General features: G+C 66.9%; 21 protein-coding genes. 16 read left to right on the top strand and 5 right to left on the bottom strand.

The window, feature by feature from the left end:
• Positions 1 to 42 precede the first annotated feature (42 nt).
• The gene (locus PCA10_RS20640) at positions 43 to 1,140 is read left to right on the top strand and encodes a sensor domain-containing diguanylate cyclase (protein ID WP_016494022.1); all 1,098 of its coding nucleotides are present in this window, start codon (positions 43 to 45) and stop codon (positions 1,138 to 1,140) included.
• A gap of 721 nt (positions 1,141 to 1,861) precedes the next feature.
• Here PCA10_RS20640 and PCA10_RS20635 read toward each other — a convergent pair.
• Complete coding sequence (locus PCA10_RS20635; RefSeq protein ID WP_016494021.1) at positions 1,862 to 2,296, bottom strand: HIT family protein; 435 nt, start codon at positions 2,294 to 2,296, stop codon at positions 1,862 to 1,864.
• 330 nt (positions 2,297 to 2,626) lie between these two features.
• On the opposite strand from PCA10_RS20635, the gene PCA10_RS20630 reads away from it, so the two are divergent.
• The gene (locus PCA10_RS20630; protein WP_016494020.1) at positions 2,627 to 4,864 is read left to right on the top strand and encodes a TonB-dependent receptor; all 2,238 of its coding nucleotides are present in this window, start codon (positions 2,627 to 2,629) and stop codon (positions 4,862 to 4,864) included.
• Between the two features lie 56 nt (positions 4,865 to 4,920).
• Here PCA10_RS20630 and PCA10_RS20625 read toward each other — a convergent pair whose 3' ends face one another.
• The gene (locus tag PCA10_RS20625; protein WP_016494019.1) at positions 4,921 to 6,108 is read right to left on the bottom strand and encodes an MFS transporter; all 1,188 of its coding nucleotides are present in this window, start codon (positions 6,106 to 6,108) and stop codon (positions 4,921 to 4,923) included.
• A gap of 103 nt (positions 6,109 to 6,211) precedes the next feature.
• On the opposite strand from PCA10_RS20625, the gene PCA10_RS20620 reads away from it, so the two are divergent.
• The 5 genes from PCA10_RS20620 (at position 6,212) to PCA10_RS20600 (ending at position 11,061) form a co-directional block, all read left to right on the top strand.
• Positions 6,212 to 7,114: a LysR family transcriptional regulator gene (locus tag PCA10_RS20620; protein WP_016494018.1), complete on the top strand. Its 903-nt coding sequence runs from the start codon at positions 6,212 to 6,214 to the stop codon at positions 7,112 to 7,114.
• Positions 7,115 to 7,503: 389 nt separating this feature from the next.
• Positions 7,504 to 8,625: a beta-ketoacyl-ACP synthase III gene (locus tag PCA10_RS20615; protein ID WP_016494017.1), complete on the top strand. Its 1,122-nt coding sequence runs from the start codon at positions 7,504 to 7,506 to the stop codon at positions 8,623 to 8,625.
• Positions 8,625 to 9,236: an RNA polymerase sigma factor gene (locus PCA10_RS20610; RefSeq protein WP_016494016.1), complete on the top strand. Its 612-nt coding sequence runs from the start codon at positions 8,625 to 8,627 to the stop codon at positions 9,234 to 9,236. Before PCA10_RS20615 ends, PCA10_RS20610 begins: the two co-directional genes overlap by 1 nt.
• Positions 9,230 to 9,463 carry a zf-HC2 domain-containing protein gene (locus PCA10_RS20605; RefSeq protein WP_016494015.1) on the top strand — a complete coding sequence of 78 codons (234 nt, stop codon included), beginning with the start codon at positions 9,230 to 9,232 and terminating at the stop codon, positions 9,461 to 9,463. The genes PCA10_RS20610 and PCA10_RS20605 overlap by 7 nt, the downstream gene beginning before the upstream one ends.
• 284 nt (positions 9,464 to 9,747) lie before the next feature.
• Positions 9,748 to 11,061 carry an OprO/OprP family phosphate-selective porin gene (locus PCA10_RS20600; protein WP_016494014.1) on the top strand — a complete coding sequence of 438 codons (1,314 nt, stop codon included), beginning with the start codon at positions 9,748 to 9,750 and terminating at the stop codon, positions 11,059 to 11,061.
• A gap of 667 nt (positions 11,062 to 11,728) precedes the next feature.
• On the opposite strand, the gene PCA10_RS20595 is transcribed toward PCA10_RS20600, so the two are convergent.
• Entirely contained in the window at positions 11,729 to 12,049 is a 321-nt protein-coding gene (locus PCA10_RS20595; RefSeq protein ID WP_016494013.1) for an antibiotic biosynthesis monooxygenase family protein, read from the bottom strand.
• Positions 12,046 to 12,744, bottom strand: coding sequence for a CTP synthase C-terminal region-related (seleno)protein (locus tag PCA10_RS20590; RefSeq protein WP_016494012.1), 699 nt, complete (start codon positions 12,742 to 12,744; stop codon positions 12,046 to 12,048). Before PCA10_RS20590 ends, PCA10_RS20595 begins: the two co-directional genes overlap by 4 nt.
• Positions 12,745 to 12,838: 94 nt before the next feature.
• Between PCA10_RS20590 and PCA10_RS20585 the strand changes: the two genes are divergently transcribed.
• From PCA10_RS20585 to PCA10_RS20560, 6 genes are all read left to right on the top strand, one after another.
• A complete protein-coding gene (locus PCA10_RS20585) occupies positions 12,839 to 13,738 on the top strand; it encodes a LysR family transcriptional regulator (protein ID WP_041770885.1) in 900 nt (299 codons plus the stop codon).
• Positions 13,739 to 13,799: 61 nt separating this feature from the next.
• On the top strand, positions 13,800 to 14,327 hold the full coding sequence (locus PCA10_RS20580) for an SRPBCC family protein (protein WP_016494010.1): 528 nt from the start codon (positions 13,800 to 13,802) through the stop codon (positions 14,325 to 14,327).
• Between the two features lie 272 nt (positions 14,328 to 14,599).
• On the top strand, positions 14,600 to 14,977 hold the full coding sequence (locus tag PCA10_RS20575; protein WP_016494009.1) for a YciI family protein: 378 nt from the start codon (positions 14,600 to 14,602) through the stop codon (positions 14,975 to 14,977).
• Positions 14,978 to 15,008: 31 nt separating this feature from the next.
• Entirely contained in the window at positions 15,009 to 16,232 is a 1,224-nt protein-coding gene (locus PCA10_RS20570; protein WP_144277064.1) for an RNA polymerase sigma factor, read from the top strand.
• A gap of 113 nt (positions 16,233 to 16,345) precedes the next feature.
• Positions 16,346 to 16,789, top strand: coding sequence for a YybH family protein (locus PCA10_RS20565; protein ID WP_016494007.1), 444 nt, complete (start codon positions 16,346 to 16,348; stop codon positions 16,787 to 16,789).
• Positions 16,790 to 16,952: 163 nt separating this feature from the next.
• Positions 16,953 to 17,813, top strand: a complete 861-nt coding sequence (locus tag PCA10_RS20560; protein WP_016494006.1) for a LysR family transcriptional regulator — start codon at positions 16,953 to 16,955, stop codon at positions 17,811 to 17,813.
• A 104-nt stretch (positions 17,814 to 17,917) separates the two neighbouring features.
• Here PCA10_RS20560 and PCA10_RS20555 read toward each other — a convergent pair whose 3' ends face one another.
• Positions 17,918 to 19,084 (bottom strand): HPP family protein, encoded by a 1,167-nt coding sequence (locus tag PCA10_RS20555; protein ID WP_016494005.1) that lies wholly within the window; start codon positions 19,082 to 19,084, stop codon positions 17,918 to 17,920.
• A 532-nt stretch (positions 19,085 to 19,616) separates the two neighbouring features.
• On the opposite strand from PCA10_RS20555, the gene PCA10_RS20550 reads away from it, so the two are divergent.
• Genes PCA10_RS20550 through PCA10_RS20540 form a run of 3 tightly spaced genes read left to right on the top strand, consistent with a single transcriptional unit; the run spans position 19,617 to position 22,886 of the window.
• Positions 19,617 to 20,840 (top strand): SfnB family sulfur acquisition oxidoreductase, encoded by a 1,224-nt coding sequence (locus PCA10_RS20550; RefSeq protein ID WP_016494004.1) that lies wholly within the window; start codon positions 19,617 to 19,619, stop codon positions 20,838 to 20,840.
• 10 nt (positions 20,841 to 20,850) lie between these two features.
• Complete coding sequence (locus tag PCA10_RS20545) at positions 20,851 to 22,224, top strand: LLM class flavin-dependent oxidoreductase (RefSeq protein ID WP_016494003.1); 1,374 nt, start codon at positions 20,851 to 20,853, stop codon at positions 22,222 to 22,224.
• On the top strand, positions 22,221 to 22,886 hold the full coding sequence (locus tag PCA10_RS20540) for a methionine ABC transporter permease (RefSeq protein WP_016494002.1): 666 nt from the start codon (positions 22,221 to 22,223) through the stop codon (positions 22,884 to 22,886). The genes PCA10_RS20545 and PCA10_RS20540 overlap by 4 nt, the downstream gene beginning before the upstream one ends.
• Positions 22,887 to 22,924 lie beyond the last annotated feature (38 nt).

Genomic DNA, 22,924 nt, shown 5'->3' with positions numbered 1-22,924 from the left:
TATATAGCCGGGAGTCGGATTTCGCAGCAAAGGGAGCGGTGCATGGACAGGCCAACAGCGCTGCAGCAGCCGTCGGAGCATCCGCCAGGTCAGCAAGGCCGCGCCGCGAACGGCCAGAATCGCAGCCAGTTCGTCTGGCGCGCCCTGATGCCAAGGGCCCTGGGTTTGCCGGTGGGTGCGCTCTGCCTGTCGCTGCCGCTGTGGGAGCTGCAGCGGCCGGTCTGGGTCTGGGTGCTGCTGGCGCTGTTCGTCTTCGTCTGGCCCTGGATCGCCCTGGCGCTCAGCCTGCGCTATCGCGAACCGGTGCGCTTCGAGCGCTGGCACATCCTCTTCGACTCCTTCGCCGGTACCTTCTGGATCGCCGCCGCCGGCTTCAGCCCGCTGGCCAGCTGCGTGGCCTTCGCCATGCTCCAGGCCAACAACGTGGCGGCCGGCGGCACCCGCTTCGTCGCGCTCGGCTGGTTGGCGCAGTTGGTGGGCGTGGGCGCCGGGGTGGCGGTATTCGGCTTCTCCTTCCATGCCGCCATCAGCCTCCAGCACCTGATGTTCTGCCTGCCGATGATGGTGCTGCACCCGCTGGTGATCGGCTCGACCCTCTACGACCTGGCCCAGAGCGTCGCCCGCAGCCGGCGCAAGCTGCGCACCCTGAGCCAGACCGACAGTCTCACCGGTGTGTTCAACCGGCGCTACTGGAGCGAGCTGGCGCAGCAGGAATTCCTCCGCTGCCGTCGCGGCGGCGGGCCGTCCTGCCTGGCGCTGATCGATGTGGATAACTTCAAGGCGGTCAACGACAGCCAGGGCCACCTGGCCGGCGATGAACTGCTGGTGCGCCTGGGCACGGCCCTGTGCGCGGACCTGCGGGAAACCGACCTGGTGGGTCGCTACGGCGGCGACGAGTTCTGCGTGCTGCTGCCGATGACCGCCGAGCATGGCGGCGGCACCGCCCTGGAATGGCTGCGCGAGCGGGTGGCCCGGGACGAGAATGGCAACGTCGGGCTGAGCATCGGCCTGGCGAGCTGGCGCCCGGACATGAACGAGCTGGAAGACTGGATCCGCTGCGCCGACCAGGCCCTCTACCAGGCCAAGTCCAGGGGGCGGAACCAGGTGGTGGTGCACCGCCATGAACAGGCCGGGGCCTGAGTCGGCCGCTATCGCAGATCGTAGGTTGGGTAGAGCGCAGCGAAACCCAACGCCGGGGCGTTTCGCGAAGCCCTGATGTTGGGCCGCGCTGCGCTTGGCGCCAACCTACGTCAATGCCACCTGCTCCTGGGGCTGGCTGTCGGGAGCTCGTTGCGCAGCGCTGTTCCGTAGCCTGGCTCGAGCAGATCGTAGGTTGGGTAGAGCGCAACGAAACCCAACGCCGGGGCGTTTCGCGAGGCCCGGATGTTGGGCCGCGCTGCGCTTGGCGCCAACCTACGTCGATCCCACCTGCTCCTGGATGCTGGCTGTCGGGACCTCGTTGCGCAGCGCTGTTCCGCAGCCCGGCTCGAGCAGATCGTAGGTTGGGTAGAGCGCAGCGAAACCCAACGCCCGGGCGTTTCGCGAAGCCCGGATGTTGGGCCGCGCTGCGCTTGGCGCCAACCTACGTCAATGCCACTTGCACCTGGGGGCTGGCTGTCGGTACTTCGTTGCGCAGCGCTGTTTCGTAGCCCGGATGCGATCCGGGACCCTGGGCGGGGCCTTCCCCAGATTGCATCCGGGCTACCTATTTGCGGCAATGTCGGGTGGGACCGAGCGCGGCGTCACACAGGGCACGGCCTTCTTGCCGTAGGAGCGAATTCATTCGCGAAGGGCCGCAAGGCCCGTTGCCCCGCACCGCGAATGAATGCGCATGTAGCACGTCGTAGCCCGGAACCCACCGCTATTGCAGGTGCTTGAGCAGGCGCGCCTGCAGCGCTTCCAGGTCCTTCGGATCGGCTTTCTTGCTGGCGTGGATGCCCAGGGCTTCACCTTCGAAGCGCGGCACGATGTGCATATGGATATGGAACACGGTCTGGCCCGCCGGCGCGCCGTTGAACTGCGCCACCTGCACCCCGGCCGGAGCCAGTTCGTCCACCAGCACCTGGGTCAGGCGCTGCACCACCGCCATCACCTTGGACAGGGCGTCGACCTCGATCTCCAGGATATTGCGCGCGGCCGAGCGCTTGGGGATCACCAGGGTGTGGCCGAAGGACTGCGGGAAGATATCGAGGAAGGCGAGCACGTCGTCGTCTTCGTAGAGTTTGTAGCAGGGGGCTTCGCCGCGAATGATCTGGGCGAAGACGTTCTGCGGATCGTAGTTGCCGTGCAGGCTCATCTAGGGCTCTCCAATTGCCGGTTGCAAGCCGTGCACCTTAACCCTCCCGGGTGGCGCTGGAAAACCCCGTAACCGCCGCCCTGGGCGGCGGCCTCCATCCCGCCGCTTGCCTCGTGGGCTCTAACCGCCACGCCTGCGGGCGTCATGTGCGCGTCACGGCTTTGCAATCAGGGCAGTGAGACGCGTGCACGTTTGCTGCCGATACGCAAACGCATTGCATATTCCAAATACCAACCATTCTCATTCCGTCTTGTAGGAAGTTTCGCCGGCAGGCTGGCTGAATTTCAGTCAGTGCCAGATCCCCCTTCACTTCTGTTTGTAGGAATGATCATGGCCAACACTTCTCTTCCCCCCTATCCCCTCCGGTTCACCACGCTGCTGCTCTGCTGCTCCCTGAACGGCGTCGCCCTGGCGGCGGAGGAACCCACCGAAGCCACCGGCGAAGGCCAGGACAATGGCGCCATGGTGCTGGGCAGCGCCAACGTCAATGCCCAGCGCGCGAGCCCCGGCGCCCTGCCGCCGGCGTTCCCGGGCGGGCAGGTGGCCCGTGGCGGCCAACTGGGGGTACTGGGCAACCAGGACTACATGGACGTGCCGTTTTCCGCCGCCAGCTACACCGCCAAGAGCATCCAGGACCAGCAGGCCAAGGACATAGGCGAGGTGCTGCTCAACGACGCGTCGGTGCGCCAATCCTTCGGCTTCGGCAACCAGTCGCAGGTCTTCGTCATCCGTGGCTACCCGCTGAACTCCGACGACATTTCCTTCAACGGCCTCTACGGCATCCTGCCGCGGCAGATGCTCGCCATCGAAGCGGTGGAGCGGGTGGAGGTGTTCAAGGGCGCCAATGCCTTCATCAACGGTGTCACCGCCTCCGGGACGGGCATCGGCGGCGGGGTCAACATCCAGCCCAAGCGCGCCGAGGACGACCCCACCCGCAGCCTGACCCTCGACTACACCAGCGATGGCCAGCTCGGCCAGCACCTCGATCTCGGCGAGCGCTTCGGCGAGGACAACCGCTTCGGTGCGCGCCTCAACCTGCTCAATCGCGAGGGCGACACCGCCATCGATGACGAGTACCAGCGCACCCACATGGTGTCGCTGGCGCTGGATTACCGGGGCGACAACTACCGCCTGTTCGGCGACCTCGGCTACCAGAAGCAACGGGTCAACCAGGGGCGCAACATGATCAGCCTGGCGGGCGGGCTGACCCACATCCCGCGCGCGCCCTCGGCCGACAGCAACTGGGCGCAGCCCTGGACCTTCACCGAGCTGAAAGACACCTTCGGCATGGTGCGCGGCGAGTTCGACCTGAACGACGACTGGATGCTCTACGCCGCCGCCGGCGCCAAGGAGACCGACGAGGTCGGCACCTACTCCTCGCCCACCCTGGCGGACGAGGCGGGCAATACCACCGGGGCCATCTCCCATATCCCCCATGAGGAGAGCAACCAGAGCATGATGGCCGGCGTCAACGGCAAGCTGCAGACCGGCGAGGTCAGCCACCGCATCAACATCGGCATCGCCGCCCTCTGGCAGGAATCGAGAAACGCCTTCGATTTCGGCGATGGCTACACCGACAACATCTTCAATCCCACCCCCGTGCCGGCCCCGGCCCTGGGCGGCTTCACCGGCGGCAACCTCAGCGACCCCGGCGTCACCAGCAAGACCAACAACCGCAGCGCGGCGATCTCCGACACCCTGGGCTTCATGGACGACACGCTGCTGGCCACCATCGGCCTGCGCCGCCAGGCGCTGCGGGTGGAGTCCTACAACTACGACGGCGGCAGCTTCGCCGGCTTCCCGCTGCCCGGCTTCGACGGCAATCGCGCCACCAAGTCCGACCAGTGGATCACCACGCCGGTCTATGGCGTGGTCTACAAGCTCACCCCGGAGGTGTCGCTCTACGCCAACCGTATGGAAGGCCTGTCCCCGGGGCCGATCGCGCCCATCGACCCGACCCTGGTCAACAGCGGCCAGGTGTTCTCGCCCGACCGTTCCAAGCAGTACGAGGCCGGGGTCAAGCTGGACATGGACACCTACGGCGCCAGCTTCGGCGTCTACCGCATCGAGCAACCGGCGGACGGCGTGCGGGTGGGCAACGTCTTCACCCGTGATGGCGACCAGGTCAACAAGGGCGTGGAACTGAACGTCTACGGCGAACCGGTGGACGGCCTGCGCCTGATCGCCGGCGCGACCTACATGGACACCGAACTGAAAAGCACCGAGACCGGCGCCAACGACGGCAACCGGGCGGTGGGCGTGCCGGAGTTCCAGTTCAACGTCGGCGCCGACTGGGACATCCCCGGCGTGCCCGGCGCCGCGGTGAACGCCCGGATGCTGCGCACCGGCGGCCAGTACGCCGACCCGGCCAACAACCTCAGCATCCCGACCTGGAACCGCTGGGACGCCGGCGCCCGCTACAGCTTCCGCGCCTTCGAGCAGCAGCTGACCGTGCGCGCCAACGTCGAGAACATCTCCAACAAGAACTACTGGGCCTCGGCCAACGGCGGCTACCTGACCCAGGGCGAACCCCGCACCTTCAAGCTCTCGGGCACCGTGGACTTCTGACCTGAACGCACGAAGCCCTGGCCATCGCGGCCAGGGCTTCGCTGGCGTTTCTGACTTCAGGCCACGGCCTGCCCTGCGGTTTCGCCAGCGCTACGTGGTGCGCGTTCCAGGCGCAGGCACAGCAGCGCCACGGCGATCGCCGCCACCGGCAGCGCGGCGGCGACCCAGGGCAGGGCCGCGAGGCCGGGGCCATGATCGATGGTCATCCCGCCGATCCAGGCACCCAGGGCGTTGCCCAGGTTGAAGGCGGCGATGTTGAAGCTGGCCGCCACGCTCTGCCCGGCGCCCTGGGCCTTTTCCAGCACCCACATCTGCAACGGTGGCACCGTGGCGAAGCCGGCTGCGCCGACCAGGGCGATGAACACCACCACCGCCACGCGATTCTCCAGGGCGAAGGTCATCAGCCCCAGCACCAGGGCCAGCGCCGCCATGCTGCCTAGCAGGGCGGGGACCAGCTTGCGGTCGGCCAGCTTGCCGCCCAGCAGGTTGCCCAGCATCAGGCCGCCGCCGAACACCAGCAGCACCGGCGACACGGCGCTGTCGGAAAAGCCGGCCAGGCGCGTGAGTAGCGGCGAGATGTAGCTGAAGACCGTGAACACGCCACCGAAGCCGAGCACCGTGGTCAACAGGCCGAGCAGCACCGGCGGGCGTTTCAGCACGCGGAAGTCGTCGCGCAGGCTGCCGGTCTGTTCCGACCCGCTGTCGCGGGGCAGGTACAGGGCGAGGATCGCCAGCGTGGCCAGGCCGATACCGCTCACGGCCCAGAACGTCGCCCGCCAGCCGTAGAGCTGCCCCAGCCAGGTGCCCAGCGGCACGCCGAGGATGGTGGCCAGGGTCAGCCCGGTGAACATCAGCGCGATGGCCGAGGCGCGGCGTTCGGCGGGCACCAGGCTGGTGGCGACCACCGAGCCGACGCCGAAGAAGGTGCCGTGGGCGAAGGCGGTCAGCACCCGCGCGGCCATCAGCGTGGTGTAGTCCGGCGCAAGGGCGCAGGCGAGGTTGCCGAGGGTGAAGATCACCATCAGGCCCAGCAGCGTGCGGCGCTGGGACCAGCGCGCGGTTAGCGCGGTGAGCAGCGGGGCGCCGAGCACCACGCCAAGGGCGTAACCGGAGATCAGCAAGCCGGCGGCGGAAATGGATACGCCAAGGTCCTGGCCGACCTCCAGCAGCAACCCCATGATCACGAATTCGGTCAGGCCGATGCCGAAGGCTCCGGCGGTCAAGGCGTACAGGGCAATGGGCACGAGGGTTCTCCCAGTTGATTAGTGGAATGGGCGCCACCTTATCCCTGCCTGTTTTGCTGATATAGACTGCTTCCAAGCAAATGACTTGTGAATTCAAATCAACATGGCCAGACCCGACGTCAATCGCTTCGGCGAAATGGATGTATTCGTCCGCGTAGTGGAAACCGGCGGTTTCAGCGCCGCCGCGCAGAAATGCGGAATGACGCCATCGGCCGTGAGCAAGCTGGTGGCGCGCCTGGAAGATCGCCTCGGCGCGCGTTTGTTCAACCGTTCCACCCGGCGCCAGCAGCTCACCGCCGAAGGCGCGGCGTTCTATGACCGCAGCCTGCGCATCCTCGCCGACCTCGACGAGGCCGAGCGCGAGGCCTCGGCCAGCGCCACCGCCCAGGGCAAGGTACGGCTCAGCTGCAACCTGCCGGTGGGACGGCAACTCCTGATTCCGGCGCTGCCGCTGTTTTTCGAGCGCTACCCCGGAGTCAGCCTGGACCTGCATCTCTCTGACGAAGTGGTGGACCTGCTGGAGGAGCGCGCCGACGTGGCCATCCGCAGCGGCACGCTGAAGGATTCGCGGCTGGTGGCGCGCTTTCTCGGGGAGTCGGGGCACCAGGTCGTGGCCGCGCCGGACTATCTGGCGCGGCACGGTGCGCCGCAGCATCCGCGCGAACTGGTGGAGCACAATTGCCTGGGCTTCAGCTACCGGCGCATCGAGCCGGACTGGCCGTTCCTGGGCAGGCAGGCCCAGGACCCCGAGCCCATCGGCAATACCCTTGCCAGCGACGGCGACAGCCTGCGCCATCTGGTGCTCGCCGGCCTCGGGCTGGCGCGGTTGGGGACCTTCCAGGTACGCGACGACATCGCCGCCGGGCGACTGGTCCCGGTCCTGGAAGACTTCAACCCCGGCGACACCAAGCCCATGCACGCGCTGTACCTGGGCAAGGGTGGGCACCTGCCGGCGCGGGTGCGGGCGGTGCTGGACTTTCTTGCCGAGCACGTGCGCATCGCGTGAACCGGTGGTCCGAAGGGGCGGCATTCTCGCTTCGGGCGGGGCATGGCTACCCGCGCTTACCTACAGGTCGCGAACTGACCGGTGATTCTCGCCACTTCGCCGATGATTTGGCGAAAGTCCCCGTCGCCAGCCGCTCTTTCTGGCGTTACCCTTCGCATCTGGATAAGAAGTGGAACGCCCGTGAGGGAAACGCCCGCCGACCTGGTCGGGCGAAACCGCAAGCCTCAACGGGGCATGGCGAAGGATGTCGTGCGAAGGCTTCCACCCCTGTTTGCTGTTCCGTCCCGCTCGGCGAGACGACCATTTTCCGCCGTGGGCCCGACCGGGCCGGCGGCTGACTGCCTGAACCGGCCGCTCCAGGGAGCGGCCCAGTAACGAGAGGATCGACCGTGCACAATGTCGTGATCAGTGGCACCGGCCTGTATACCCCGTCCAACAGCATCTCCAACGAAGAGCTGGTGGCCTCCTTCAATGCCTACGTGCAGGCCTACAACGCGGAGAACGCCGCCGCCATCGAGCGCGGCGAGATCGAGGCCCTGACCGAATCCAGCGCCGCCTTCATCGAAAAGGCCTCCGGCATCAAGAGCCGCTTCGTGGTGGACAAGGACGGCATCCTTGACCCGCAGCGCATGCTGCCGCGCATCCCCGAGCGCAGCAATGACGAGTGGGGCATCCTCTGCGAGATGTCCGTGGCCGCCGCGAAGCAGGCGCTGGAACGCGCCGGCAAGACCCCGGCCGACATTGACGGTGTGATCGTCGCCTGCTCCAACCTGCAGCGCGCCTACCCGGCGGTGGCGATCGAAGTCCAGGCGGCCCTGGGCATCGACGGCTACGGCTTCGACATGAACGTCGCCTGCTCCTCGGCCACCTTCGGCATCCAGGCCGCCACCACGGCGGTACAGACCGGCCAGGCCCGCGCGATCCTCATGGTCAACCCGGAAATCTGCACCGGCCACCTGAACTTCCGCGACCGTGACAGCCACTTCATCTTCGGCGATGCGGCCACCGCGGTGATCATCGAACGGGCCGACCAGGCCACCTCCAGGCACCAGTTCGATATCGTCGGCACCAAGCTGCTGACTCAGTTCTCCAACAACATCCGCAACAACTTCGGCTTCCTCAACCGCGCGGCGGAAGAGGGCGTGGGCGCCCGCGACAAGCTGTTCGTGCAGGAAGGCCGCAAGGTCTTCAAGGACGTCTGCCCGATGGTCGCCGAGCTGATCGCCGCCCACCTGGCGGAGAACCAGCTCAACGTCGGCGACGTGAAGCGCTTCTGGCTGCACCAGGCCAACCTCAACATGAACCTGCTGATCGCCCGCAAGCTGTTGGGCCGCGAAGCCGAGCCGGACGAGGCGCCGGTGATCCTCGACACCTACGCCAACACCAGCTCCGCCGGCTCGGTGATCGCCTTCCACAAACACCAGGACGACCTGCCCAGCGGTGCGTTGGGTGTGCTCAGCTCCTTCGGCGCCGGCTACTCCATCGGCAGCGTGATCCTGCGCAAGCGCTGATGGGCCTGCCCGCCGACGTCGACCTGCTGCCCCGGCTGCTGGCTGGGGAGCAGGGCGCCTTTCGCGAACTGATTGGCGCCTACCAGGGCGCCATGCGCGCGGTGGCCTACGCCATCGTCGGCCAACGCTACGCCGATGAAGTGGTGCAGGACGCCTGGCTGGCCGTGGTGCGAAACCTCTCGGGCTTCCAGGGGCGCTCCAGCCTCAAGACCTGGCTGCTCACCATAGTCGCCAATACCGCCCGTAGCCGTCTGCGGCAAAACCGCCGTGAAGTGCTGCTCGACGACCTGCCTGCGCCCCATGGCAGCGTGGGCGATGCCCGCTTCGCCGAGGACGGTCACTGGGCGGCCACCGTGCCCGCCTGGCACGAGGACACGCCCGAAGCCCTGCTCACCGAAGACGAACTGCGCGAATGCCTGGAAAAGACCCTGCTCAGCCTCTCGGACCTGCAGCGCAGCGTGGTGTTGCTGCGGGAGCGCCAGGGACTGGAGCTGGAAGACATCTGTAATTTATTGGAGATCTCGCTCTCCAATGTCCGGGTGCTGCTGCATCGCGGCCGCCTGAAGCTGTTCGCCACCCTGGAACATTTCGAGGAGACAGGCCAATGCTGACGTGCAAGGAACTGGTCGCGCGTTCCAGCGATCTGCTCGATGGCGAGCTGAGTTTCCGTGAGCGCATGGCCGTGCGCCGCCACCTGATGCTCTGCCGCAACTGCCGGCGCTTCATCAAGCAGATGAAGCTGACCCAAGCCGTGATCCGCCACATGCCGGAAAGCCAGGGAAGCGACCTGGACGACCTGGCCGCCTTTCTCGCGCAGCAGCGCCGCGACAACCCCTAGCCAGACCTTTCTCGCCCCCTTGCGGTAGTCGCGATTCGGCAAATCCGCAAGCCGCTGTATTCCGCGTCAACTCCCCCGTCGAAACCGCCAAAACCGGCTGAAAGCCGCGGTCCAGAGCGGCTCATCGCTTATGAATATTCGGAGTAAAAAAGTTCCGTTGTCACAAAATATTTATATATAAGCAACTGGGCTGAAATAACCCGCCGCCAAGATTCCCCCCCAGCACCGACGAGCCCAGAGCTCTCGTGTTTTCTAACGCTAAAGACCAATAGGGGAATTCTTCGATGATCCGTAAGCACTTCGCCGGTTTTGCCGCCAGCGCCATGGCCCTGGCCATTTCCGCCCAGGCTTTCGCCGGTACCGTTACCACTGACGGCGCCGATATCGTCGTCAAGACCAAAGGCGGCCTTGAAGTTGGCACCACCGACAAGGCTTTCAGCTTCAAGCTGGGTGGCCGCCTGCAGGCTGACTACAGCCGCTTCGACGGTTTCTACACCGTGAATGGCAACACCGCTGACGCCGGTTACTTCCGTCGCGCCTTCCTGGAACTGGGTGGCGTGGCGTACACCGACTGGGCCTACCAGATCAACTACGACTTCTCCCACAACGCCGGCGGCGACAACCGCAGCGAGGACGGTTACTTCGACGAGGCCTCCATCGCCTACACCGGTTTCCAGCCGGTCGTGATCAAGATGGGCCGCTTCGACCCCGACTTCGGTCTGGAGAAGGCCACCAGCTCCAAGTGGGTGACCGCCCAGGAACGTACCGCCGCCTATGACCTGGCCGACTACGTCAACTCCCACAACGGCGGCATGGCTGTACAGGTTTCCGGCACCTACGGCGCGTCCCTCTACGGCTCGGCCGGCATCATGGCCAACGATGCCACCAACCAGGACAAGGACGGCGACAGCATCAAGCAGGTCAACCTGCGCGGCGTATTCGCCCCGATGCACGAAGCCGGCAACGTGCTGCACTTCGGCGTCAACTACGCCCAGCGCGACCTGTCCGACACCGCGTTCGACGGCCGTATCCGCAGCCGCCTGGGCATCCGTGGCGTGAGCACCGACGGTGGCCAGGACGCCGGCACCAACGGCAACCGCCTGGTACTGGCCGGCGCCAACAACACCCCGGCCGGCTCTTTCGACACCGACAGCACCTGGGGCCTGGAAGCCGCCTTCGCCACCGGTCCGTTCTCCATCCAGAGCGAATACCTCAAGCGCGAAGTGCAAGCCAAGGCCGCCGACCGCGAGGACATCGACGCCGACGGTTACTACGTGCAGCTGGCCTACACCCTCACCGGTGAAGCCCGTGACTACAAGCTGGGCAAGTTCGACAAGATCAAGCCGGCCAACAAGAGCATGGGCGCCTGGGAAGTGTTCTACCGCTACGACAACATCAGTGCCTCGGACGACAACGGCGCCTTCGCCACTCGTGACGACGTCGAAGCCCAGGTGCACAACTTCGGTGTGAACTGGTACGCCAACGAAGCCGTGAAGCTGAGCGGCTACTACGTCATGAGCAAGGTGGACAACGCCACCAACGCCGTTGGCGACGACGATGGCGATGGCATGGTTGTCCGTGCTCAGTACGTGTTCTAAGACGACACGGGTACAGCTCCTTTGATTCGGCCCCGCCATCTGGCGGGGCTTTTTTATGCTTCTTCGCGGGGTATCGGGCTACGGACTGCTGCGTGGGGATAAGCAACGTAGGATGGGTTGAGCCTGCGATACCCATGCTGTTTGTTGGAGCTGATGGCCGTGTCCGTCGGCGGAAGACAGGTGCGAAGGGGCTTGAGCTTTGTTTGTTCAGCCCATTGCCGAGCGGGCGGTGGATATCTGTTTCGCCCACTCGGGCGACTTCCTTTTACAGTCGCCTAAAAGGAAGCAAAACGCTTGCCCCTGCATCCGGCCCCGGCTGCGCCGGGTTCCCTCGCTACATCGTCGCTCCGGGGGCACGGCGCGAAGGGCCATCCATGGCCCTGCGCGGCTCTCGCGGCATTCATGCCGCTCGTCCTCCTGACTCGCTGCGCTCGCCCTTCGGGCCAGCCTGCGGCTGTTACTTCGCTTCGCTCCGTTTCACAACGATTGCGCTCGGCCTCCTGAAGGGGCGCTTTGCGCGGCGTCATCGTCTCCGCTCAGTTTCAGGCCGGTATAGGCATCAGGACTGCGTCACCCCTCTCCCTCTGGGAGAGGGGCGGGGGAGAGGGGGCATCGGCTGACTCGGTACCCGAACTTTTCGCGAATGAATTCGCTCCTACCACCCGCCTCAACCCATCCCATATTCCCGCTCCACCTTCGCCACCCGCGTGCGGAATGCCCGGTACCAGTCCGCCCGGCCGCGGCGTTGCGCCTCGCGGTGTTCGGCCTGGACGCGCCAGTGGCGAATGTCGTCCTCGCTGGCCCAGTAGGAAACGGTGATCCCCAGCCCGTCGGCGCCTCGGGCGGATTCCACGCCGAGGAAGCCGGGCTGGTCGGCCGCCAGCTCCAGCATGCGTCCGGCGGTGGCAGCGTAGTCCTGCTCGGTGTCCGTACGCAGGGAGGTGAAGATCACGGCGTAGTAGGGCGGTTCGGGTGTGCGGGCGATCATCCGGCGCGCTCCTGGCAGGCGTTGGCGAAGGCCTGCACCAAGGGCGGCACGCGGCCGATCAGGGCGGCGCGTTCCGGCTGGAACAGGGTGGCGACGAAGAAGGGGTGGCCCTCCAGCTCGATCCCCCGTACCGCGCCGGCGCCATCGACACTGGCGACCCGCAGCGGGCCTCGGGTGAGTTCTTCGCGAAACACTGGGTTGAGCCCATAGCCGCAGAAGTAGCCTTCGAAGGCCTCGCTCGCGCCGTAGGCCTTGGCCAGTCGGGAACCCGGCAGCAGGTGCACCCGCTCCAGGGTTTCCCGCAGCGCGCAGGGCAGCGGGCTGATCACCGCGCGTGGGGCGTCCGGGGTGTTTTCGGCGTGCTCGGCATCGGCCCAGCCAAGTACGTTGCGCGCATATTCCAGCAGCGCGTGCTGGAAACCGCCGCAGGTGCCGAGGAAGGGCAGGGTGGTGCGCCGCGCATGGCCGATGGCGCTTAGCGCACCTTCGGGGTCGCGGTAGGGACTGTTGGGGACGCACCAGAGGCCGTGGAAGTCGTCGAGGTTGGTGGCGGCGACCTTCTCGGTGGGCAGCCAGGTGGCTTCCAGCGCCAGGCCGGTCGCCCGCGAGGCGAGTTCCAGGGCGTGCCCGATGGCTCGGTGTGCGGTGACTCGATCGTCCCGATCGCCTACCAGGCCGATGCGCAAGTGCTTCATCTCTTTCCTCCCAGGTGGGGCGCGTCTTGCGCCCGTTCCGCTGGACTATATAGTTGCGTTCAAGCAATAAAAATTGGCGAACTGGCAAGGTGAGATTGCAGTGACGCAATATAGTATCGACCACGCCGACCTCGCCCTGGTGCTCGCCCTGGTTCGTGGCGGCACCCTGGCGCGGGCGGCCGAGCTGCTCCGGGTGGACGTCTCCACGGTGTTCCGTTCCCTGCGCCGTCTGGAGCAGGTCCTGGGCAGCCCGCTGTTCGAGAAGAGCCGCGCCGGTTACCTGCCCAACGCGGCGGCGCGACTGCTGGCGCAGCAGGCCGAGCTGGCGGAGAAGGCCCTGGAAGCGGCCCGCCTGGGCCTGGAGCAGGGCCACGAGGCGGTCAGCGGCACCCTGCGCCTGACCTGCACCGATGCCGTGCTCCATGGCTTGCTGCTACCGGCCCTGGCGCGCTTCATGCCGGGCTACCCGGCGTTGGAGCTGGAACTCACCACCTCCAACGACTTCGCCAACCTCAGCCGTCGCGACGCCGATGTCGCCCTGCGCCTGACCACCTCGCCACCCGGTCACCTGGTGGGCCGTTGCCTGGGGCCCGTGCCCTATGTGCTCTGCGCGGCGGAGACCTACCTGGCGCGGGTCGGCGAGCGTGATCCGGCGAGCCTGGCCTGGATCGGCCCGGACGACTTCCTGCCCAACCACCCGAGCCTGGTCTGGCGCCGCCAGCGCTATCCCGAAGCGCAGCCGGCCTACCGCTGCAGCAGCATGTTGTCGGTGGCGCAGTTGATGCGCGCCGGCCTCGGCGTGGCGGCATTGCCCGCGTTCCTGGTGCGCGGCGAGGCCGGACTGCGGGTGCTGGAAGACGACCTGCCGGGTTGCTCGAGCGCCCTCTGGCTGCTGACCCGACCGGATTGCCGCGCCCTGCGCTCGGTCACCAGTCTGTTCGAGGAGTTGACCCGGCACATTCACCTGGCGGGCGATGGAGCGCGGAGCGACTAACCTTGTTCAGGCGGTACTTCCCAAGTGCTATCCATCCGCCTGCAAGCCCCCGGAGGGCGCCATGTTCAAAGCCATTCTCGCGATCATCTTCATCGGCCTGCTCGGCGTTCTGGGATACGCCGCGATCAGCCCCAACCATTTCCGCATCGAACGCAGCACCACCATCGCGGCGCCGCCGGAAAAGGTCTTCCCGCTGATCAACGACTTGCAGCAGTGGACCGCCTGGTCGCCCTGGGAAAAGCTCGACCCGGTGTTGAAGCGCAACTACAGCGGTCCGAAGGAAGGGGTCGGCGCGACCTATGCCTGGCAAGGCAACAACGAGGTGGGCACCGGGCGCATGGAAATCACCAAGAGCGATCCGGCTTCGCGGGTGGAGATCAAGCTCGACTTCGAGATGCCCTTCGAGGCCCACAACACCGCCGAGTTCACCCTGCGTCCGGAGGACGGCGGTACCCAGGTGACCTGGGCCATGTACGGGCCTTCGCCCTATTCGCATCGGCTGATGCAGGTGTTCTTCGACATGGATGACATGGTCGGCGGCAAGTTCGACCAGGGTCTGAAGAACCTCAAGGCCGCGGCCGAGAAATAGCCTGCAAAAGTCCATTCGGCCCCTCATCGGGCCGGATGGCTGCGCGGCGCTATGCTCAGCATCTTCCGTAGGGGCGAATTCATTCGCCAAGGGGCACGAAGTGGCCCCAATCAACCCCCGGAAGCAGACCTGCGGTCTGCCTGGCGAATGAATTCGCCCCTACAACGAACACCATCTCCACGGGAAAGGAATTTCCCTCCGGCCTGTCGAATTCTCGCGCGGCCGAACGACCAATGGGTGTCAGTACCCCGCAGCCACCCGAGGAAGCCGTCATGAAATACCTGTGCCTGATCTATATCGAAGAAGCCAAGCTGGCCACCCTGACCGATGCCGACTACCAGGCCATCGCCGGCGAGTGCGTGGACTACACCGAGCAACTGAGCGCCAGCGGCCACTACCTGGCGTCCAACGCCCTGGAGTCGGTGCGCACCGCCACCACCCTGCGCACCCAGGGCGGACGCGTGTCCATGACCGACGGCCCCTTCGCCGAAACCAAGGAGCAGCTCGGTGGCTTCTACCTGATCGAAGCCCGCGACCTCAACGAAGCCCTGCAGATCGCCTCGAAGATCCCGCCGGGCCGCCTCGGCTGCATCGAGGTGCGGCCGGTGCGCGAACCCGAGATGCGGCCGAGCCTGGGCGCGGCTTCGTAAGCAAACGGAGGGCCTGATGGAAGAGGCCGAATTGCGCCAACGGGTCGAGGCGATCTACCGCAGCGATTCGCGTCGCGTGCTCGCCACGCTGATTCGCCTGCTGGGGGATTTCGACCTGGCGGAGGAAGCCCTGCACGACGCCTTCATCGCCGCCGTGCAGCAATGGCCACGGGATGGCCTGCCGGCCAACCCGCGCGCCTGGCTGGTGTCGGCCGGACGCTTCAAGGCCATCGACAGCCTGCGCCGCCGCGCCCGCTTCGACGCCTCCAAGCGTCACCTGGTGGCGGAACTGGAAGAAGCGGCCAGCGCCTTCCTGGAGGGCGAGGACGTGGAAGACGACCGCCTGCGGCTGATCTTCACCTGCTGTCACCCGGCGTTGCCGGCCGACGCCCAGGTACCCCTGACCCTGCGCGAGGTCTGCGACCTGAAAACCGAGGAAATCGCCCGCGCCTTCCTCAGCAGCCCGTCCACCATCGCCCAGCGCATCGTCCGCGCCAAGGCGAAGATCCGCGATGCGCACATTCCCTACCAGGTGCCGGCGCTGGCCGAACTGCCGGAGCGCCTGGATAACGTGCTGCGGGTCATCTACCTGGTGTTCAACGAGGGCTACTCGGCCTCGTCCGGCGATTCGCTGACCCGCACCGATCTCTCCGCCGAAGCCATCCGCCTGGCGCGCCTGCTGCTGGAACTGCTGCCGGACCCGGAAGTCATGGGCCTGCTGGCGCTGATGCTGCTGCACGATTCGCGCCGCGCCGCCCGCGCCACGGCGGACGGCGAGCTGGTGCTGCTGGACGACCAGGACCGCACCCTCTGGGACCACGGGCAGATCGCCGAAGGCCTCGCCCTGGTGGCCCAGGCCATGGCCAGCCGGCGGGTCGGCGCCTACCTGCTGCAGGCCGCCATCGCCGCCGTGCATGCCCAGGCGGCGGACGCGGCCGTAACCGACTGGCGGCAGATAGTCGGCCTCTACGACGTGCTCCAGCGCCTGGTGCAATCGCCTGTGGTGGCGCTGAACCGCGCGGTGGCCATTGCCATGCGCGACGGCCCCGAGGCCGGACTGGCCCAGGTGGATGCCCTGCTGGAGGCCGGGGAACTGGCCGACTACCACCTGGCCCATGCCGCTCGCGCCGACTTCTGCCGGCGTCTGGGACGCAAGGACGAGGCGCGCGCGGCCTACGAAAGCGCCCTGGCCCTGGCGCGCCAGGAGCCCGAGCGGCGCTTCATCGAAATGCGCCTGCGTGAGCTGGATGGCTGACTGAACCATTCGTCGACCATGAACCCTGGTGCTGTCGAAGTCGGCTCCGGCTCCTCGACTAGGGATGAAACCCGGCGGCGCGGAGCCGCCACCCGGAACCAAGGAGACACGACATGAGCAGCGAAACCCTCAAGGCCACCGCCGAACTGGAAGTGCACGAAGCCTTCAATCAATGGCTCAAAGGCGCCCGGGCGAAGAACGTGGACGCCATCCTGGCCTGCTACGCGGACGACGTGATCGCCTACGACGCCGTCATCCAGTTGCAGTTCAAGGGCATCCAGGCCTACGGCAAGCACTGGCGCTTCTGCATGGAAATGTGCGGCGGCGACGGCATCTTCGAGCCCGCCGAGCCCACCATCCACGTCGACAACAGCCTGGCGCTGCTGCACTGCCTGGTGCGCTGCGGCGGTGAGCAGGACGGTGAGGTGAAGACCAGCTGGATGCGTGGCACCCAGTGCTACGTCAAGCGCGGCGGGCAGTGGAAGATCATCCACGAGCACTTCTCCGCGCCCTTCGATATGGAAAGCGGCAACGCCCTGTTCGACCTGCAGCCCTGAGCCCGCACCGCGAGGGAGCAGATTGTAGGATGGGTCGGTCGGCGTTCCGTGAGCTTGCGATACCCATCAATCCGGACCGCATGGGTATCGCTCCGCTCAACCCATCCTACGGGGGAGTCCGCGCGGGTAGAATCGGCGCTCCCGTCCCCCGTCGAGCGAGCCCATGGATATCGACCTGGCGCGTACCTTCCTGGAGATCGTCCGCAGCGGCAGCTTCGTCGCCGCCGCCGAGCGCCTGCACGTCACCCAGACCACCATCACCGCCAGGGTGCAGAACCTGGAGCAGCAGCTGGACTGCCGGCTCTTCGTGCGCAATCGCGCCGGCGCGCGGCTGACCGCCGACGGCGAGGTGTTCGTCGCCTACGCCAACCAGATGGTGCAGACCTGGGAAGCCGCCCGGCGCGACCTGCCGCTGCCCGAGGGCTTCCGCGACGTGCTCAACCTGGGCGGCGAGATGAGCCTGTGCAGCCCGCTTGTGCTGAGCTGGGTGATCCGCCTGCGCGAGCGCATGCCGTCCCACGCGGTGCGCGCCGAGGTGGGCGAGGCGGGGCAATTGCAGCAGCAGTTGCAGAGCGGCCTGCTGGATGCCGCGCTGGTCTACCGGCCCGATTACTGGCCGGGGCTGCAGGTGGAGTTGCTGATGGAGGAGAAGCTGATCCAGGTGCGCTCCACGGCCAACCCCGAGCCCTACATCTACAACGACTGGGGCCCGGAATTCCGCCAGCGCCACGACGCCGCGCTGCCGGAAAAGGCAAGCGCCGTGCTGGCCACCAACCTGGGGCCGCTGGCCTTGCACTACATCCTGCAGTGCGGCGGCGCCGGCTATTTCCGCGCCCGCGTGGTGCAGGGGCACCTGGAGAGCGGCGAGCTGGAACGGGTGGATCGGGCGCCGGAATTCACCTATCCCACCTACCTGGTCTATTCCCGCGAGAAAGATACCCCGGCCCTGCGCCAGGCCATCGAGCTGCTGCGCGAAGTGGTGGCCGAGGATATCGACTGGTCCCGGCGCTGGGATCCGATCTGAGACTGCGCAAGCCTGTAGGTTGGTGCAGAGCGAAGCGAAGCCCAACATTGCGAGGGTGGCCCGGAATCGTTGGGCTTCGCGTAGCTCAGCCCAACCTACGAGTTTCAGCTCGCCAGGCGCAGCTCAGGCTGCTGGTGCAGCTCGTGCAGCCAGTTGTGGTAGAGCCCGGCGATCAGGTCGCTCTGGCTGACTATGCCCACCACGCGGCCACCATCGTCCAGCACCGGCAGGCAGTGCAGGCCCTGGTCGGAGAGCAGGCCCACCAGTTCCACCACCGGCGTATCCAGCGTGACGCAGCGCACCGGGCGGCTCATCAGCCGTGATACCGGCGCTTCGCGGCGGGCGCGAAAGCGTTCGGCGAGGCTGCGTGGTGCGGCGCCGGCGGCGTGGCCGAGCAGGTCGGAGAGGGTCAGGATGCCCACCAGATGCTGGCGTTCGTCGAGTACAGGCAGGGCTTTCAACTGATGGCGTTCGAGCAGCCGCCAGGCTTCGCTGACCGACGCCTCGGGAGCGATGGTGCGCAAGTCGCGGGACATGATCCGCGCCGCCCGCAGGTCGCCCATGGTGCGCCGCAGGGCGTGCTTCTCGGTGAGCTGGAGCAGGCGCTGGAGGTCGTCGCGGGTCACGTCGACGGCGCTGCCGAACTCGGCCAGGGCGTGGTCCAGGTCTTCCTCGGCAATGCCATTGCGTTCTCCCGGCAGCGGGTCGGCCGTCAGGTGCGGGCCGCTGGCCGGCTGCGCCAGCTTGCGCGGGTAAGACGTGCCGCCGAGGTTGTGGAACAGCAACGCGGTGGCCACCAGCAGCAGTGAACCCAGCAGCACAGGCAGCAGCAGGTGCCAGCCCAGCTCGGCCACCAGCGGCCCACCCAGGGCGGCCCCCAGGGCTACCGCGCAGCTTGGCGGATGCAGGCAGCGCAGGGTCTGCATGGCCACCAGGGCCAGGCCGAAGGCCAGTGGCCCGGCCAGCAGCGGTTCATGCACCCAATGCCCGACGCCCAGGCCGATGGCGGCCGCCAGCAGGTTACCCACCACCACCGGCCAGGGCTGCGCCACCGGGCTCGAGGCCAGGGCGAAGATCAATACCGAAGAAGCGGCGAAGGGTGCGGCCAGGCGCAGTGCCAGGTCGATACCGAACAGCTGCAGGCAGGCGAAGGTGGCCAGGGCGACGGCCAGGGAACCGCCGATGGCGGCGCGCAGCCATTCACGGGGCGGGGCAGTGCTGGCATCGGGCAGCAAGCGCTGCAGCCAGAGACGCAGAGGGTTCTGGGGCATGGGCGAGACACTGGGCAGTTGGTAAAAGGAGAGGCCGTGGTCTTGTACGAAAACTGCCTTCGCGCGGCGACCTTTCGTACAGGACCCAGGGCCCCTCAATCCCGCCGAAACGGGAGCTCCATCCTTGGAAATGGAAACGTTTTTCTCGCGCAAGGTTCCTCGGGAGGCCTGCCGGAGCAGACCCCGGCCGGGCCTGGCGTCGGGGATGGCCGGAATGCTAAGGGGCCGAAAAGAGAGAAGGCCAATGAATGTTATTGCTGGTTAAGTGCAAAAAAATTGCATCAATGCATTCCAGCTGTCTCGACCCGCTGCCTCCTCCATCGCTTGTGTGTCGATTCAGCGGACGCCTGGCTGACTGTTGCGCCAGCAACACCTGAGCAACAAGTTGCCTGCTTTATAGCGTGTCCATTGTTTCTGTTTTTATTTAAGTTGTTGTTTTTAAACAATAAATAAACTTGGCACGGGTGCTGCTTTATCCCTCTGCAAGCAAGGCCGCAACTGTTCGCGGCGAAACAGCAGTGCAGAGAACCCCATGTCGCAGACCCCTACTTCCGCCCCGTACCCCATCGGCATCCCGGATGCCCACATCATCCGCAGCGATGCCGAGGCCATCGAGGTGGCCCATCGCGTAGCGGCCTTCCTGCTGGAAGGCGACGCCGAGCGCGACCGCACCCGCAAGGTGCCGTCCGAGGTGGTGGACGTCTTCTCCAACAGCGGCCTGTGGGGCATCACCGTGCCCAAGGTGTTCGGCGGCGCGGAGGTGAGCTACGCCACCCTGGCCGAGGTGATCGCCGTCATCTCGGCCGCCGATGCCTCCCTGGGGCAGATCCCGCAGAACCACTACTGCCTGCTGGAGGACATCCGCCTGCAGGGCAGCTACGAGCAGAAGCGTTTCTTCTTCGGCCTGGCGCTCAAGGGCAACCGCTTCGCCAACGCCCTGTCGGAAACCGGCGGCAAGAACGTCCAGGACATCCAGACCCGCATTCGCCGCGAGGGCGACGGTTTCGTCATCGACGGCCGCAAGGGCTACTGCACCGGCTCGCTCTATGCCCACTGGCTGGGCGTGCTGGCCCTGGACGAGGAAGACCGCGCCCAACTGGCCTTCGTCCCGCGCGGCAGCGAGGGCCTGGTGATAGTCGACGACTGGTCCAGCATCGGCCAGCGCAACACCTCCAGCGGCACGGTGCTGGCCGAGGGGCTACGGGTGTCCGCCAGCCACCTGTTCCCCACCCACCGCTCCTACGACAGCCCCACGCTGGCCGGTCCCTTCGCCCAGATCACCACCGCCGCCATCGACGCCGGCATCGCCCGCGCCGCCCTGCGCGACACCATTGCCTTCGTTCGCGACCACGCGCGGCCGTGGATCGACGCCGGGGTGGCGAAGGCCAGCGAAGACCCCCTGACCATCATCCAGGTAGGCAATCTGGGCATCCGCCTGGAAGCCGCCGAAGCCCTGCTGGAACGCGCCGGCAAGGTGATGGACGCCGCCCGCCCGGCCACCGACGAAGACAACGTGGCCGCCGCCTCGGTGGCCGTGGCCAAGGCCAAGGTGCTGACCACCGAAGTGGCCATCGAGGCCGCCAACAAGCTCTTCGAGCTGGGTGGCACCCGTTCCACCCTGCAACGCCACAACCACGACCGTCACTGGCGCAACGCGCGGGTCCATACCCTGCACGACCCGGTGCGCTGGAAGTACCACGTGGTCGGCAACTGGCTGCTCAACGGCATCAAGCCGCCGCGCCACGACTGGTCCTGAGGCGCGCATCATGACCAAGCAGATCCGCCTCAATGCTTTTGCCATGAACGCCGTGGGCCACCTGTCCCCCGGCCTCTGGCGCCACCCCCGCGACCAGGCCCGGCGCTACACCGACATCCACTACTGGATCGAGCTGGCGCGCACCCTGGAGCGCGGCAAGATCGACGGCCTGTTCCTCGCCGACGTGCTGGGGGTCTACGACGTCTACCACGGCGGCCCCGAGCACGCCCTGCGCACGGCCGCCCAGGTACCGGTGAACGACCCGTTGCTGCTGGTGCCGGCCATGGCCGCCGCCACCCGCCACCTGGGCTTCGGCGTTACCGCCTCGGTGTCCTTCGAGCACCCGTACCCCTTCGCCCGGCGCATGAGCACCCTGGACCACCTCACCCATGGCCGCGCCGGCTGGAACATCGTCACCTCGTACCTGGAGAGCGGCGCCCGCAACATCGGCCTCAAGCAGCAACTGAACCATGAGCAGCGCTACGCCCTGGCCGCCGAGTACCTGGAGGTCTGCTACAAGCTCTGGGAAGCCAGCTGGGACGAGGATGCGGTGGTGGCCGATGCCGAGCGCGGCGTCTACGCCGACCCGGCCAAGGTGCACCCCATCGCCCACCAGGGTGCGCACTTCGAGGTACCCGGCTTCCACCTGAGCGAGCCGTCGCCGCAACGCACTCCGGTGCTCTACCAGGCCGGCGCCTCCAGCCGTGGCAAGGCCTTCGCCGCCGCCAACGCCGAGTGCGTGTTCGTCGCCGCGCCCACTCGCCACATCCTGCGCAACCAGGTGGCCGACCTGCGCCGCCAGGTCGAGGCCGCCGGCCGCAAGGGCAGCGATATCCAGGTGTTCAACCAGCTCACCGTGATAGTCGGCCCCACCGATGCCGAGGCCCAGGCCAAGTGGCGCGAGTACCGCGAGTACGCCAGCCGGGACGGCGCCCTGACCCTGATGTCCGGCTGGACCGGCATCGACTTCGGCCAGTACGCGCCGGACCAGGTGCTGCGCCAGGTCGAGAGCAACGCCATCCAGTCGGCGGTGGACGCCTTCACCGCCGCCGACCCCAGCCGTACCTGGACCACCGCCGAGATCGCCGACTACTGCGCCCTGGGTGGCGACGGCCCGCTGCTGGTGGGTTCGCCGAAAACCGTGGCCGATGAGCTTGAGGCCTGGGTCGAGGAAACCGACGTGGACGGCTTCAACCTGTCCAGCATCGTCGCCCCGGAAACCTTCGTCGACATCGTCGACCTGCTGGTGCCGGAGCTGCAGGCCCGTGGCCTGTTCAAGCGCGAGTACGAAGAAGGCAGCCTTCGCCACAAGCTGTTCGGCGCCGGTGATCGCCTGGCCGAACCGCACCCGGCGGCGCGCCTGCGCAAGAGGGCGGGGCGATGAACGAACTGCTGGCCAACCTCGACTGGCTGGAGATCGGCCAGGCCTGCCTCGACACCCTGACCATGCTCGCCCTGGCCCTCGGCTTCACCGTGGCCCTGGGCCTGCCCCTGGGGGTGCTGCTCTACCTCACCGGCAAGCAGCAGATGCATGAGAAGCCCGGCTTCTACCGCGCCGCCTCGGCCCTGGTGAACATGCTGCGCTCGCTGCCCTTCATCATCCTGCTGATCGTGATGATCCCGCTGACCACGCTGCTCACCGGCACCTCTCTCGGCGTCGCCGGGGCCATTCCGCCGCTGGTGGCCGGCTGCACGCCATTCTTCGGCCGGCTGGTGGAAACCGCCCTGCGGGAAGTGGACCGCGGCCTGGTGGAGGCGACCCAGGCCATGGGCGCCAGCACCTGGCAGATCATCTGGCACACGCTGCTGCCGGAGGCCCGCACGGGGCTGATCGCCGCCGTGACGGTCACCGCCATCGTGCTGGTGGACTACACGGCCATGGCCGGGGTGATCGGTGGCGGCGGCCTCGGCGACCTCGCCATCCGTTTTGGCTACCAGCGTTTCCAGACCGACGTGATGGTGGTCACCGTTGCCCTGCTGATCCTGCTGGTGCAGGCCCTGCAGATGAGCGGTGACCGCCTGGTGGTCCGCTACAGCCGCCGCTGAATCCCTATCCCGTACGGCAGCCGGGTCCCGCTGCCGAA

This window comes from Pseudomonas resinovorans NBRC 106553 (genome assembly GCF_000412695.1).
Lineage (GTDB): Bacteria > Pseudomonadota > Gammaproteobacteria > Pseudomonadales > Pseudomonadaceae > Metapseudomonas > Metapseudomonas resinovorans_A.
This window is presented reverse-complemented; position numbering and strand designations above follow the sequence as displayed.